Here is a 13,295-nt window from a genome sequence, read left to right on the forward strand (position 1 = left end):
AAGTTTACTCCTCAGAGCTGAGACGGACTGCGAAAGGAACGCTTTCCAGCTTGACTGTCAATCCAGGAAGATTTGTTTCTAACTGATTCTTGATGTAAGCATCTGTTTTCTTAGCAGATTCAGTGTCTCCACCAAGGTAACGAAGTTCAAGTTTATCTACACCAAGTTCCTTAAGTCCAGCTTCCCATGCCTTTTTAGCTTCCTCAGCATTGAAAGTTACAAGGTCACCGTACTTTTCACGGAAATCTTGTCCATCAAGCGTTACGAAATCTTTTGGTACAAAGTAGTTTGCAGCTACTGAACCATTGTTCAGAATGCTCTTAGCAAGGTCTTCTTTGTTGAAGCCCATTGCAATTGCCTTACGAATGTTTTTGTTAGCTAGTGCTTCATTCTTCTGGTTCAACTTGATCCAGAATACTGTTGGCTCCATCCAGCTAAGCATACGCTCGTCGCCTTGATAAGAAGGAACAATGTCAGAAGATAGCAATCCAGTCATGTCTGTTTCGCCAGCTTCAAATGCGTTCACAGCTGAGTTTGAATCTTTCACGACGTTTACAGTGATTTTTTCAAGTTTGACTTGATCAGCACTGTGGTAATCCGGGTTTTTAGTCAGTACCCATTCAGAAGCATCAGTACCTTCCCAAGTTTCCATTACGTAAGGACCGTTGTAAAGTAAGTTTTCAGCACTGCTTGCGAAAGCATCGCCTTTCTCTTCCACAAACTTTTGGTTTTGCGGATAGAAGGTTGGGAAGGCGAACAGATCTTCCCAGTAAGCGATAGGCTTGTCTAGCGTTACTTCTAATGTCTTTTCGTCAATGGCTTTCACACCAAGTGTGTTCAGATCATAAGGCTCTCCCTTAGAACCAGCTTCTGTTATTTCTGCTGCTCCTTTGATCTTGCCGCCCATCATGTATGGACCATATGGAGAAGCTGTTTTAGGATCGATAGCGCGCTGCCATGCAAATACAAAGTCTTGTGCAGTTACAGGGTCACCGTTCGACCATTTTGAATCGATTAGATTGAAAGTGTAGACTAGGTAGTCATCACTGATTTTCGGCTCGCCATCTGCAAGTGCAGGAACTGGCTTGTGGTTTTGATCAAGGCGGTAAAGACCTTCACCTACGTTGTTTATGTAAGTGAAACTGGTCGAACCTTCAGCAAGGACACTGTCCATTGTAGGAATCTCAGAGGAATCCAACATTCTTAATTCTTGTGGCACGGCAGCTGTGTCGCCTGTTGTGCCTCCGTTATCTTCTGGCTTTGGATCTCCAGCATTATTGCTGCCGCTACACGCAGACAGAACTAACGAGAATACTAGAGTCAAAAGCAACAGAAGTGAAAATTTTGACTTTTTCAAAAATATGCCCCCTCTTTCATTGTTTTCTGAAAACTTCTTACATTTCCTATTATACATAGATTGAATTAAATGTTCAATCTTTTTGCGAGAAAAATTTACATTATTGAAACAATAGTAATAAATTTCCTTAATAAATTATGGTATAATGGTGTCTTACCAACGTTCATGAAGCAAAAATGCTGTGTTTTTTTTTTGTAATATTTCATCTTTTTTGTTCATTTAATCAGCTAAAAACTTTTATGGAATAACAATATAAAGGAGGAATTGTTGAATGCGTACTAGATTCAGGAAAATTTTTATAGGCTTTTCCCTTTCACAATTCATTGTTTTGATCCTTTCACTCCTAGATCAACAGACGATAACCTTGCTAAGTTATATAAATATCTCTTTTTATATTGCAAGTATCCTGATCTTCACTTCGATGGTTGTCTTTACAGTTCATTCCGGGTTCTTTGACGCCATTTCCTATTCTTTCCGGACTGTTTTTGCTGGCAAGGAAGAGAAGAACCATTCCAGAAATGATATAACTCCCTTATCAGAACTGATAACCATCAATGCAAATCCATTGTTTTTGGTAGGATTGTTCGACTTCTTGCTGATGCTAAGTGCATTGTACGTATATTATCTATAATACCTTGCTAATCATTGGATATTTTATTATAATCTTTTTTATAAATGAAAATGAAAAAGAGCAATGATGAAGAGTAGTACATCTGTTTAAGGCTTTCAGAGAGTTTGTGATCGGTGGAAACAAACAGCCTGGCAAATGGAATGGACTTTTGAGCTTCTGGTTCGAACTTAGAGTAGCTCCAGACGTGATCCAGCGTTAAAGGAATCCATGCTGCAAAATGACATGGGCAAAGTGACTCATTCGTGAGTAATTAGGGTGGCAACACGGACCATTCGTCCCTATCAAATAGGGGCGAGTGGTCTTTTTTTGTGCACGCTTTTTCGTCTGTGAGTCAAATTGCAGGAGAAGAACTCCTGTAAAAATCTTAGGAGGAATGATTTATGGAAACAATTTTTTCTGGTATCCAGCCGAGCGGCACGATTACCTTAGGCAATTATATTGGTGCGATGAAGCAATTTACAGAACTTCAAAACGAATATAGTTGTTATTTCTGCATCGTTGACCAGCACGCGATTACGGTACCGCAAGATCGCTTGCAGCTTCGCCATAACATCAGGAGCCTCGCCGCTTTGTATATTGCCTCTGGTATTGATCCTGAAAAAGTTACTTTATTCATTCAGTCAGAAGTACCGGCACATGCTCAGGCAGGATGGATGATGCAATGCGTTACCTATATAGGTGAGCTGGAGAGAATGACGCAATTCAAGGATAAATCCACTGGGAAAGAAGCGGTCTCAGCCGGCCTTTTAACCTATCCCCCGCTAATGGCTGCCGACATCCTTCTTTATGGTACCAATCTTGTACCAGTTGGCGAAGACCAAAAGCAGCATTTAGAATTGACGAGAGATTTAGCCGAGCGTTTTAATAAGAAATACAATGACATTTTCACGATTCCGGAAGTGCGCATTGCCAAAGTCGGCGCAAGAGTTATGTCTTTACAGGATCCAATGAAGAAAATGAGCAAATCAGATCCGAACAACAAAGCTTTTATCTCCATGCTGGATGAACCAAAGCAAATCGAAAAAAAAATCAAGAGTGCGGTAACCGACTCTGAAGGCATCGTAAAGTATGATAAAGAAAATAAACCGGGTATCTCCAACCTGTTGTCCATCTATTCTATTTTAACTGGCAAAGCAATTGATGAAATTGAAAAGGATTATGAAGGGAAAGGATACGGAGACTTCAAAGGAGATCTTGCCAAGGTTGTTGTTGAAGTCATCGAGCCCATTCAGAAAAAATACTATGAGCTGATCGATTCCACAGAACTAGATGAAATCTTGGATCGCGGCGCTAAAAAGGCAAACCTCGCCGCCAACAAAATGCTCAAAAAGATGGAAAATGCAATGGGCTTAGGACGAAAACGCTAGTGGTGGTAACAGGTACTGGAGCTGAGCATTTCAAGCAAGAAAAGCGAAAGTGCCTTGTTCAGCCCCGACAAGCGTTGCCCGCCGATAACTGCTCGATTGCCACACCGGAAATTTCACAAACTGATTAACCGCGGGCTGTTCGGCGTTTACTTGTCCGACGAAAAGTAAGAAGGCAGGAAAATTAGAAAGCTTTCCGGGAAGGATCAAGTCGGCCGGACCTGTCAAGTACTCTTTTATATCAATGGACAAGCTTATCAGTCATTGCCGAGATGGATGCCTCCGGGAGTCGAGAAGGCGTTTATAAAATAGTTAGGGAGCCAGGGAAACCTGGCTCTTATAATGTTTGGTCAAATCTTTGCATAAAATATGGAGATTCGAGAAGTGCCCTTACACTTGAGATTGCCTGTTTTATCGTCACATAATATAGGCTGGTATCCTTTAAACTTAATGGGGGATCAAAAAAGATGACTCGAAATTCAATTTTTTTGAATTTCGGAGTCATCTTTTTTATTTCCTTTTGAAAAAAGGCAAGGTTTTTCCGTAGCCTCAACTTTTCGTCTGCTTCCTTTTTGTCAATTAACTTTCGGGCCGTGCTCCATTTCCCATAGTTTTTCAAAAAACGCTTGCCCCTTGATAATATTTTCACAAAATTTTTCGTGTCTAGGAGTCCAGCCGAATTTTGTTTCTTCATATAATTGCTCCCATACTTCCTCAAATGGGAGACACTGTATTTCTTCATATTGTTCAGGTTTCCACTCCGTGAACCAATAACGCACCTCAGCTACATTTTTCGACGAGTGTAGCTGGTCCATCGCCATGAACAACAATTGCTTTAATTGTCTTTCCTTTCGGGTCAATCCCCTCATTAAATCAGGAGAAGGTGATAGAATATGGAAATTCTTTAAGGATCTTTGATCGTTGAAGCTGTAGTGGATTGTATCCTGATTTTCGATCATTTCGTAAACAAGCTGTTCCTGTCGAGGGATAAGCCGGCTCTTTCGGATCGGAATGTTATAGCCGATCGTATCAACAGCCAAAATTCCAGTCCCATCCGTAACGACAAAACAGTAATCAAGCTGTGTGCGTTCATGATTTTTCCTTAAGTATGCCTTGCGGTAAATGTCATCGAGAAGCTGTTGAGGCAACTCAGATAAATCGTTCTCAATGTAATGAAATAATAAGTGGTCAATTTTCAGCAGCGGCACTTGGTCAAGCAACTCGACTCCATCGTCCTTGCGCCACTCGTGAAAGTGGCAGACATTATAGCCGTTTTCTTCCCCTTCGAACCAGTTTACCCAGACATCATGAAGATACAACATGATTTATAATCCCTCACTTCAAGAAACTGTTTGTCCATCAGTATGGGCAGCACTAAGTAAAAATATTCCTTATTAGGAAAAGCAATTTCCCCTGCTACAAAAAATAACACTCCACCGTTATAGCTAAAAATGCTGATTACAAATTTTCGCCAGTATTTAGGTTTCTAGAATATATGTATTAAATTGCTAAGGCTTGTTATCAAACCTTCATAATAAAAGCAGTCAGCAGCATTTTAAAATAGTTTAATTTCCCAAACAATGAGAAAAAGCCAGGTTTTCCCTGGCTTTACTCATTTATTTTTGGATCAAGCGCATCCCTTAATCCATCTCCAACAAAGTTAAAACAAACCACTGTCAACAGGATCATTAAGCCAGGGCCTAAAGGATACCACCACGAATTTAACAAAATCGTGAAATTCTGTGCATCCTGTAGCATATTTCCCCAGCTTGCTACTGGCGGTTGAATTCCAAGACCTAAATAGCTTAATCCTGATTCAGCGAGAATGACATATCCGATTGACAATGTCGCAGATACAATTATCGGGCCCATTGCATTCGGCAAAATATGAGAAAAAATGATCTTATGCGTTTTAGTGCCAATCGTTTTGGATGCAAGAACAAATTCCCTGGATCTTAATGATAGAAATTCGCCACGGACTAGACGAGCCGTTGTAGTCCAGCCAAGCAATGCGAAAATTAAAATCAATTTATCTACGCCTGGCTTAAAAATTGTTACTAGAGTTATAAGTAAAAAGATCGATGGAATGGACAAGATGATATCAACAAACCTCATGATTAATGCATCCACGATTCCGCCAACATAACCTGCAATTGCGCCAAGAAAAGTTCCTATTGTAATAGAACCCAATACAGATGCAAAGCCCACAAGAAGCGAAATTCGTGCGCCATATAAAAGTCTTGAAAATATATCTCTGCCAAAACGGTCTGTCCCAAGGAGATGTTCTCTGCTTGGAACAGACAATTTTTCAAGCAGTTTTTGCTTCTCAGGAGAATATGGTGCAATTACCGGTGCCAGCAGGGCTGCTGAGATAATGACGATAAGGAATATTCCTCCGATCACCGCTAGTTTATTTCTGAAAAACTTTCGTGCAACGATTTGAAGCATTGTATCGCGTGTAGTTTTAATCCCATGCAATTCAAGGCTAGGAGATGGGTTTTCAGCCAGGTTTATTTTTGCCATGTTTACCTCCTATTAATACTCGATCCTCGGATCAAAAATTGCGTACAGAATATCTGCGACCAGATTACCTATTACGACAAAGACAGCTGATATGACCGTTAGGCCCATAATCACCGGATAATCACGCTGGAAGGCGGAATCAACGAATAACAAGCCAATCCCAGGCCAGGTAAAGATTTTCTCCACGATTACTGCACCGCCAATAAATGATGGAATCATCAAGCCGAAAATAGTAATTACTGGGATTAAGCCGTTGCGGAGTCCATGTTTATAGATTACCTTTTGCTCTTTAAAACCTTTTGCTCTTGCTGTCCTAATATAGTCCTGCTTGATTACCTCCATCATGCTCGATCTCGTATACCTCGTTAAACCAGCCATATCTGCTGCTGCTAATACAAAGGCGGGCAGGAATAAGTGATGGATCCTGTCCCAGATGCTAAATGGTTCATTAAGGGTAGAAACCCCTCCAGTTGGGAACCAGTTCAACTGGACGGCAAAAACCATAATTAAGATGAGACCTAGAAAGAAGTTAGGTGTTGCTACTCCGAGAAATGAGGTAATCGTTACAGAATAATCAAGCTTGGAATAAGCTTTGGTAGCAGAGATTACTCCAAAAGGAATAGAAATCACCACGGCAAGCATCGTAGAAACCACCATTAATAGAATGGTGTTTGGCATCCTGTTCATGATCATTTCCATTACTGGAACACCTTTTCTGATCAAAGATGTGCCAAAGTCTCCTTGAAGCATGGCACCAAGCCATTTAAAATACTGGATATAAACAGGGTCATTCAGCCCATATCTTTCCATAAACTTTGCTTTGTCCGCCTGACTTATGGTTGGATCCATCATCAAGCTTGTAGGATCACCAGGAGCAAATTTCATAATGGCAAAGGAGACAACTGTAATTCCTAATAACAAGGGGATGGCCATTAATGTTCGGCGAATAATATAAGATAACATGGCAATGCTCCTTTTCTAGTGAACGATCTTTATGCTCAAGACTAAAAAAAGTCCAATATTCAATAGTTACTATTGAAAAAGGGAAGGAATACCCCCCTTCCCTTTTCCAAGTTAAAGATATGGGTCTTACCTCACATTATTTTTTTAACCACCATTTATAAATCTCATAGTAGTCATCTTTCGCATGGAATACATATCCTTGTAGGTTCTCAGGCATTACCCTGTGTACGTTTGGATAGTACAGGAAAGTATAAGGCTGATCTTCGGCGATCATCTTGTAAATATCAGCATAAGCCTTCTTATATTCATCCTGGTCAAGAATTTGTTTTGCTTCCTCCATTAGCTTATCAGCCTCAGGATTGGAATACCATACGAAGTTTAAGCCTTCCTTCATTTGGCTTGAGTGGAAAATATCGTACTGATCCGGGAAGGTTGACAGGCTCCATCCAAGCACAAGTGCATCGTAATTCCAATTTGGAGCTGAAATTTGTTCAATAAATGCGCTCCATTCAACAATTTCTGGCTTCGCTTCAATACCGACATTCTTCAGCTGCTCTTGTAGAACGACAACAATGTCTTCCCTTACTTTGTTACCCTGGTTTGTTTTTACCGTGAAAGAGAATTTTTTACCGTCCTTATCGAGAATACCATCCCCATCGGTGTCTTTCCAGCCTGCTTCAGCAAGTAATGATTTGGCCTTCTCGACGTCATAACCGAATTTTGGAACATCGTCATTGTAGGCGAAGGAAAGTGGACTTTCAGGAACATCAGCGACTTTTCCATCCCCGTTCATGACGGAATTTACAATTGCTTCCCTGTCAATCGCATGTGTAAGTGCCTGGCGGACTTTTTTATCTTTAAACAGATCATTCTTCTGGTTGTATCCTAAATAAGTGTAAGAAAGAGCAAGTCCTGACTCTACCTTCACTCCAGGGAATGATTTGACTGTTTCAATGTCAGTTCCTGGAACACCAGCTGCAAAATCAATGTCGCCAGCCTGAATTTGCGCAATCATTGCATCCATATCTGGAACGATTTTGTATGTTAATGAATCAAGGTTCGGACGGCCTTTGAAATAATCATCGAATGCTTCAACTTTTACATACTCGCCATCTTTCCACTCAACAAATTTAAATGGACCGGTACCAATTGGGCTCTTCGTATTGAACTCATGCTCACCAAGTTCGGCAACGGGTACATCTTTTAGAATATGCTCAGGTAAAATGAAATAGCTCAATGTTACCGGGTAGAAGGAAGCGTCCCTCTTGCTCAATTTGAATTCCACAGTATAGTCATCGATTTTCGTTACCTTCTCCAGTGACTCAAAGTTCGATCCTCGTTCGCCGACATAATCTGGGTTTTTGGGAATCATGAATGTAAAAACTACGTCGTCTGCGGTGAACTCCTCACCATCATGCCATTTAATCCCTTTTTTTAATTTTGCTGTGTAAGTCAGGCCATCTTCAGAAGCTTTAATGTCCTCAGCCATACTAAATGTAGGATTAAATTCGGTGTCAGACGTTACTAGTCCATCATAAATGAAACTTTCAATATCTGAACTCGCAGTATCGGTAGAATATAGAGAGTTGAAAAGTGTAGGTGATCCAGTTGATCCAATGATTAAATCTCCGCCTTTTTGCGGCTCTCCAGCTGCTTCCTCATTCTTCGTTCCGTCTTTATCCGTAGTCCCAGTTGTCTTCTCAGGTGTATTCCCAGCGCAAGCAGTAAGGAATAAAGAAAGGATCAGTGTAAGACTTATAACCAGCCATGAAGTTTTTCTTAATTTCACGTTATTTCCCCCTCGTTATCGTTTTTTCTTTCTTAAAAAACCTTAGACCGTATGTATGCTATCTCCTCCTTTCGAAGATAAAATTATACGCCTGCTATTTATACAAGTGACAGGCAACAAAATGGTTATCTTTGACTTCCTGGAAGTCAGGTACCACTTGTCTGCAAAGATCGAATGCAGCAGGACATCTGGTATGGAATACACAGCCTGCTGGCGGATTCGCTGGACTAGGCAATTCGCCTTTCAAAATGATCCGTTCCCTTTTTGCAACACCTTTCTTCCTTGGCACAGGAACAGCCGAAAGAAGTGCTTGTGTATAGGGGTGGAGAGGATTAGAATAAATTTCTTTTTTGGCGGCAAGCTCCATCATTTTGCCAAGGTACATTACTCCCACTCGGTCACTGATATGCCTCACAACGCTCAAATCGTGGGAGATAAACATATATGTCAAGCCGAATTCTTCCTGAAGGTCTTCCATTAAATTTATAATTTGGGCTTGTATCGATACATCAAGTGCTGAGACCGCCTCATCTGCAATAATCATCTCAGGATGGAGTGCAAGCGCCCTTGCAATCCCAATTCTTTGACGCTGCCCGCCAGAAAATTCATGAGGATAGCGGTTGATGAAAGATGCATCCAAACCAACTTTCTCCAGAAGCTCTTCCACCTTTTCATCCCGTTCTTTTCCTTTGTAAAGATTATGGGTGTCCAGTGGTTCCCGTATGATCGATCGCAAGGTTTTTCTTGGATTAAGAGAAGCAAATGGATCTTGGAAAATCATTTGAATGTCTTTTCGAACATCCTTTCGTAGTTCCGCCTCAGAAAGATGAGAAATATCCTTCCCTTTAAAAATTATTTTGCCATCGGTAGGTTCATAGAGTCTAATGAGCGTCCTTCCTGCAGTTGACTTTCCGCAGCCAGACTCTCCAACAATCCCTAGTGTTTCTCCCTTTTTTATCGAAAAACTTATTCCGTCCACAGCTTTGACTTGACCTACATTTTTTTGCAAAAATCCTGTTTTTATTGGAAAGTGTTTCTTTACATCTTTTAATTCCAGCAATGTATCTGAGTGACCGACAGTTGCATTTCTTTCTTCTAATTCATTCGTTGTGATCATTGAGGCACCTCCTTGCTGTCATATAAAAAACACCTTGCCGCCCTAGTTTCATTTATCTTCAAAAGTTGCGGCATTTCGGCTGTGCAACGGTCAAATTTGTGTGGACAGCGAGGAGCAAAGCGACATCCAGCTGGCAGGTTTTCAGGAGCAGGGACATTTCCTTCGATTGACTTCAATCTGTCAAGATCTTCTTCAATTGAAGGCACAGAACCCATCAGACCTTCCGTATATGGATGAAGAGGGTTTTCAAACAAATCTTCAACCAGTGCTTCTTCCACCACCTGACCTGCATACATCACTACAACCCTGTCAGCTATCTCTGATACTACCCCTAGATCATGAGTGATGATCAAAATGGAAGTTTCAAATTTTTTGCTAAGATCCTTCATTAAATCCAAAATCTGCGCTTGGATTGTTACATCTAGTGCTGTCGTTGGTTCGTCTGCAATAAGAAGTTTCGGATTGCAGCTCATCGCCATCGCGATCATAACTCTCTGCCTCATACCGCCAGACAGGCGATGAGGATAATCATCCACGATTTCCTTCGCGCGCGAGAATCCAACCAATTCCAGCATTTCTATAGCTTTTTTCTTTGCCATTGTTTTTGACATGCCTTGATGGTATGTCAAAACCTCTGTTATTTGCTCCCCTACTGTTAGTACTGGATTAAGTGATGTCATCGGCTCCTGAAAAATCATCGAAATATCGTTGCCGCGAATTTTGCAAAGTTCATCCTCCGTCAACTTTGCCAGGTCCTGCCCGTTAAAATTGATTTGTCCATCAACAATTCGGCCAGGGGGGCTGGGGATCAACCTCATTATAGAAAGAGATGTTATGCTCTTCCCAGATCCTGATTCGCCAACAAGGGCTACAGTTTCTCCTTTATTTATGACTAAATCCACCCCATCAACAGCAGGTATCTCTATTTTTTTTCGCTTAAAATAAGTTTTTAGATTTTTAAGTTCCAATAATGCAGTCATGCTCAGTAATACACCGCCATCCTATGAAAGATTGATATTGTAAAATACTCATTTCTGAATATTTTAGTGTGTTTATAATTTTCTAAAAACTTTTACTAGTTAAAAAGATAATATTACAATTTAATTACAAATGCAATACTTTTTTTATTTTAATATAAGTTTTAACCTTACTTCTCCTCGTTTCGTTTACAAATAAAAAAACTCACCAAGAATAGACTGATCACTTTCAAATTTTCAGACCCATGTCCAAAAATTCGTCGTGAGGTTACTTGGAGAGTTTTCCTTTTTATTATTTAGCTGTTAATTCTTACCCATCATACTTGCGAAATGCGATGGTGGCGTTATGTCCGCCGAAACCGAGCGAATTGCTGATTGCTGCAGTTACTTGCTGAGTGCGTGCCTTATTTGGTACATAGTCAAGGTCACATTCTGGGTCTGGTGTTTCCAGATTGATTGTTGGTGGCAGTATTCCTTCCTTTAAGGTGAGAACGGTGAAGATGGCTTCAATACCTCCAGCTGCTCCGAGCAAGTGTCCGGTCATTGATTTAGTTGAACTTACGGCAAGCTTATAGGCTTGCTCGCCAAAGACAGTTTTAATCGCCATCGTTTCGTACTTGTCATTGTACTGTGTACTTGTTCCATGAGCGTTGATATATCCGATTTCTTCAGGAGTGAGTCCTGCATCATCCAGTGCCATTTTCATCGCTCTTGCCCCGCCTTCTCCTCCAGGGGCTGGTGCAGTGATATGGTAGGCATCGCCTGTGGCACCGTAGCCAACAATTTCAGCATAGATTTTAGCTCCACGAGCCAATGCATGGTCTAACTCCTCGAGTACAACTATTCCCGCACCTTCGCCCATGACGAATCCGTCACGGTTTTTATCGAATGGCCTGCTCGCTTTTTGTGGATCAGGATTTGTTGATAAGGCCGTATTTGCAGAGAATCCTGCAAAGGCCATTTTTGTTATTGGTGCTTCTGTCCCTCCGGTTACCATAACATCAGCATCGCCACGCTGGATGACCTTGAAGGCATCTCCAATTGAATTTGTTCCGGTCGCACACGCGGTAACTGTACAGGAGTTAAAGCCTCTTGCTCCTAAAGCGATCGATACCTGTCCTGTTGCCATGTCAGGAATCATCATTGGTATGAAAAAAGGGCTGACCCTGCGGTATCCTCTATTTAGGAATGTTTCATGCTGCTGCTCAAATGTTTCCATTCCACCGATTCCTGATCCGATCCATACTCCAACACGCGGAGCATTCTCCTCGGTAATTTCCAGCTCGGCATCTTTTACAGCCATCATCGACGCAGCGACTGCATAATGAGTGAACCGGTCCATCTTTCTGGCATCTTTTCGTTCTATAAAGTTTTCCACATTGAATTCTTTTGCTTCCCCTGCGACCTTTGCCGGGAATTCTTCGACATTCAGCCTCGTGACGGGACCTATGCCCGATACACCTTCCAAAATATGTTTCCAAGTAGTTTCTGCATCATTTCCGAGCGGTGTGACAGCCCCGATTCCAGTAACTACGACTCTGCGTTTCTTCATCTTTTTTTTGCATCTCCTTTGCCTGATCACTAATTTTGACTGAAATGTTCTGAATTACTTACCCCACCGCATGGCAATCGCGCCCCAAGTCAAGCCGCCGCCAAAGCCAACCATTATCACTACATCGCCATCCTTGATTTTTCCAGCTTCAATTTCTTCAAAAAGCGAAATCGGAATGGACGCGGAAGATGTATTTCCGTACTTATGGACTGTTTTGGACATTTTCTCGATAGGAAGATCAAGGCGCTGACGGGCGGCTTCCATAATCCTGATATTTGCCTGATGAGGAATCAAGAAATCGACGTCTTCTTTGGAAAGGCCGGCTTTTTCAAGTACATTGATGCTGCTCTCGCCCATTTGCCTTACCGCAAATTTGAAAACTTCCCGGCCATGCATCACAATATATTTGTCTTGATAAAGGTACTTTCCGCCGGTTCCATCAGAACCAAGCTCAAACGAAAGAACTCCCTTGCCATCTGAAACGGGGCCCATCACCACTGCTCCGGCACCGTCACCAAAAAGGACAGCGGTGTTCCGGTCATTCCAGTCCGTGATCTTTGATAGCTTTTCAACACCTACGATTAACACGTACTTATAAGCGCCCGTTTCGATAAATTGCTTTGCGGTTACCATCCCATACATAAATCCGGCACAGGCTGCACTTATGTCCATTGCTGCAGCATTTTTTGCACCAAGCTGATCCTGGAGCATACAGGACACTGTTGGGAACGGCTGATCCGGCGTTACGGTAGCCACCAGGATGAGATCAAGTTCTTCAGCTGCAATGCCAGCATTTTTGATCGCTTCTGCTGCAGCTTGATAGGCTAAATAGGAAGTATCCATATCATCTTTGGCAATTCTTCTTTCTTCAATTCCCGTCCTTGAGCGAATCCACTCATCCGAGGTATCCATTTTCTTTTCCAGATCCAAATTTGTTACTATCGTTTCTGGCAAGTATCGCCCAACTCCAATTATCCCTGCATTCATGGGATCATCTCCTTATTTCCTTAGATTCTGTTTAT

At 41.6% G+C, this 13,295-nt stretch carries 12 protein-coding genes and 1 other annotated feature; of the genes, 3 read left to right on the plus strand and 9 right to left on the minus strand.

Annotated features, from left to right (window positions below):
* Window positions 1–4 precede the first annotated feature (4 nt).
* Entirely contained in the window at window positions 5–1,357 is a 1,353-nt protein-coding gene (locus UB32_RS05450) for a peptide ABC transporter substrate-binding protein (RefSeq protein ID WP_044391952.1), read from the minus strand.
* A 271-nt stretch (window positions 1,358–1,628) separates the two neighbouring features.
* Here UB32_RS05450 and UB32_RS05455 point away from each other — a divergent pair, with 271 nt between their 5' ends.
* The 3 genes from UB32_RS05455 to UB32_RS20405 all read left to right on the plus strand — a co-directional run bounded on the left by UB32_RS05455 (window position 1,629) and on the right by UB32_RS20405 (window position 3,523).
* Window positions 1,629–1,988, plus strand: a complete 360-nt coding sequence (locus tag UB32_RS05455) for a DUF3899 domain-containing protein (RefSeq protein WP_044391911.1) — start codon at window positions 1,629–1,631, stop codon at window positions 1,986–1,988.
* A gap of 54 nt (window positions 1,989–2,042) precedes the next feature.
* Window positions 2,043–2,271: a binding site (T-box leader), on the plus strand.
* A gap of 97 nt (window positions 2,272–2,368) precedes the next feature.
* Window positions 2,369–3,355 (plus strand): tryptophan--tRNA ligase, encoded by a 987-nt coding sequence (gene trpS, locus UB32_RS05460; RefSeq protein ID WP_044391913.1) that lies wholly within the window; start codon window positions 2,369–2,371, stop codon window positions 3,353–3,355.
* A gap of 96 nt (window positions 3,356–3,451) precedes the next feature.
* The gene (locus UB32_RS20405; RefSeq protein ID WP_241768429.1) at window positions 3,452–3,523 is read left to right on the plus strand and encodes a hypothetical protein; all 72 of its coding nucleotides are present in this window, start codon (window positions 3,452–3,454) and stop codon (window positions 3,521–3,523) included.
* Window positions 3,524–3,927: 404 nt separating this feature from the next.
* Here the strand turns inward: UB32_RS20405 and UB32_RS05475 are convergent, their stop codons facing one another.
* The 8 genes from UB32_RS05475 to UB32_RS05510 form a co-directional block, all read right to left on the minus strand.
* Window positions 3,928–4,674: a YjbA family protein gene (locus tag UB32_RS05475; protein WP_044391918.1), complete on the minus strand. Its 747-nt coding sequence runs from the start codon at window positions 4,672–4,674 to the stop codon at window positions 3,928–3,930.
* 286 nt (window positions 4,675–4,960) lie between these two features.
* Complete coding sequence (gene opp4C / locus UB32_RS05480) at window positions 4,961–5,875, minus strand: oligopeptide ABC transporter permease (protein WP_044391920.1); 915 nt, start codon at window positions 5,873–5,875, stop codon at window positions 4,961–4,963.
* Window positions 5,876–5,887: 12 nt separating this feature from the next.
* Complete coding sequence (locus tag UB32_RS05485) at window positions 5,888–6,838, minus strand: ABC transporter permease (RefSeq protein ID WP_044391921.1); 951 nt, start codon at window positions 6,836–6,838, stop codon at window positions 5,888–5,890.
* Window positions 6,839–6,974: 136 nt separating this feature from the next.
* Entirely contained in the window at window positions 6,975–8,627 is a 1,653-nt protein-coding gene (locus UB32_RS05490; RefSeq protein ID WP_044391923.1) for a peptide-binding protein, read from the minus strand.
* Window positions 8,628–8,721: 94 nt separating this feature from the next.
* The gene (locus UB32_RS05495; protein WP_044391925.1) at window positions 8,722–9,744 is read right to left on the minus strand and encodes an ABC transporter ATP-binding protein; all 1,023 of its coding nucleotides are present in this window, start codon (window positions 9,742–9,744) and stop codon (window positions 8,722–8,724) included.
* The gene (locus tag UB32_RS05500) at window positions 9,741–10,724 is read right to left on the minus strand and encodes an ABC transporter ATP-binding protein (RefSeq protein ID WP_044391927.1); all 984 of its coding nucleotides are present in this window, start codon (window positions 10,722–10,724) and stop codon (window positions 9,741–9,743) included. The genes UB32_RS05495 and UB32_RS05500 overlap by 4 nt, the downstream gene beginning before the upstream one ends.
* Before the next feature lie 307 nt (window positions 10,725–11,031).
* A complete protein-coding gene (gene fabF, locus UB32_RS05505; protein ID WP_044391929.1) occupies window positions 11,032–12,273 on the minus strand; it encodes a beta-ketoacyl-ACP synthase II in 1,242 nt (413 codons plus the stop codon).
* A gap of 54 nt (window positions 12,274–12,327) precedes the next feature.
* Entirely contained in the window at window positions 12,328–13,260 is a 933-nt protein-coding gene (locus UB32_RS05510; RefSeq protein ID WP_044391931.1) for a beta-ketoacyl-ACP synthase III, read from the minus strand.
* Window positions 13,261–13,295 lie beyond the last annotated feature (35 nt).

Source organism: Mesobacillus subterraneus (assembly GCF_000934845.1).
GTDB lineage: Bacteria > Bacillota > Bacilli > Bacillales > Cytobacillaceae > Mesobacillus > Mesobacillus stamsii.

What these genes read in the sequence shown, in the direction of transcription:
- fabF (WP_044391929.1), bottom strand. Translation starts at nt 12,273, where the DNA reads ATGAAGAAACGCAGAGTCGTAGTTACTGGAATCGGGGCTGTCACACCG.
- UB32_RS05500 (WP_044391927.1), bottom strand. Translation starts at nt 10,724, where the DNA reads ATGACTGCATTATTGGAACTTAAAAATCTAAAAACTTATTTTAAGCGA.
- trpS (WP_044391913.1), top strand. Translation starts at nt 2,369, where the DNA reads ATGGAAACAATTTTTTCTGGTATCCAGCCGAGCGGCACGATTACCTTA.
- opp4C (WP_044391920.1), bottom strand. Translation starts at nt 5,875, where the DNA reads ATGGCAAAAATAAACCTGGCTGAAAACCCATCTCCTAGCCTTGAATTG.
- UB32_RS05475 (WP_044391918.1), bottom strand. Translation starts at nt 4,674, where the DNA reads ATGTTGTATCTTCATGATGTCTGGGTAAACTGGTTCGAAGGGGAAGAA.
- UB32_RS05485 (WP_044391921.1), bottom strand. Translation starts at nt 6,838, where the DNA reads ATGTTATCTTATATTATTCGCCGAACATTAATGGCCATCCCCTTGTTA.
- UB32_RS05455 (WP_044391911.1), top strand. Translation starts at nt 1,629, where the DNA reads ATGCGTACTAGATTCAGGAAAATTTTTATAGGCTTTTCCCTTTCACAA.
- UB32_RS05495 (WP_044391925.1), bottom strand. Translation starts at nt 9,744, where the DNA reads ATGATCACAACGAATGAATTAGAAGAAAGAAATGCAACTGTCGGTCAC.
- UB32_RS05510 (WP_044391931.1), bottom strand. Translation starts at nt 13,260, where the DNA reads ATGAATGCAGGGATAATTGGAGTTGGGCGATACTTGCCAGAAACGATA.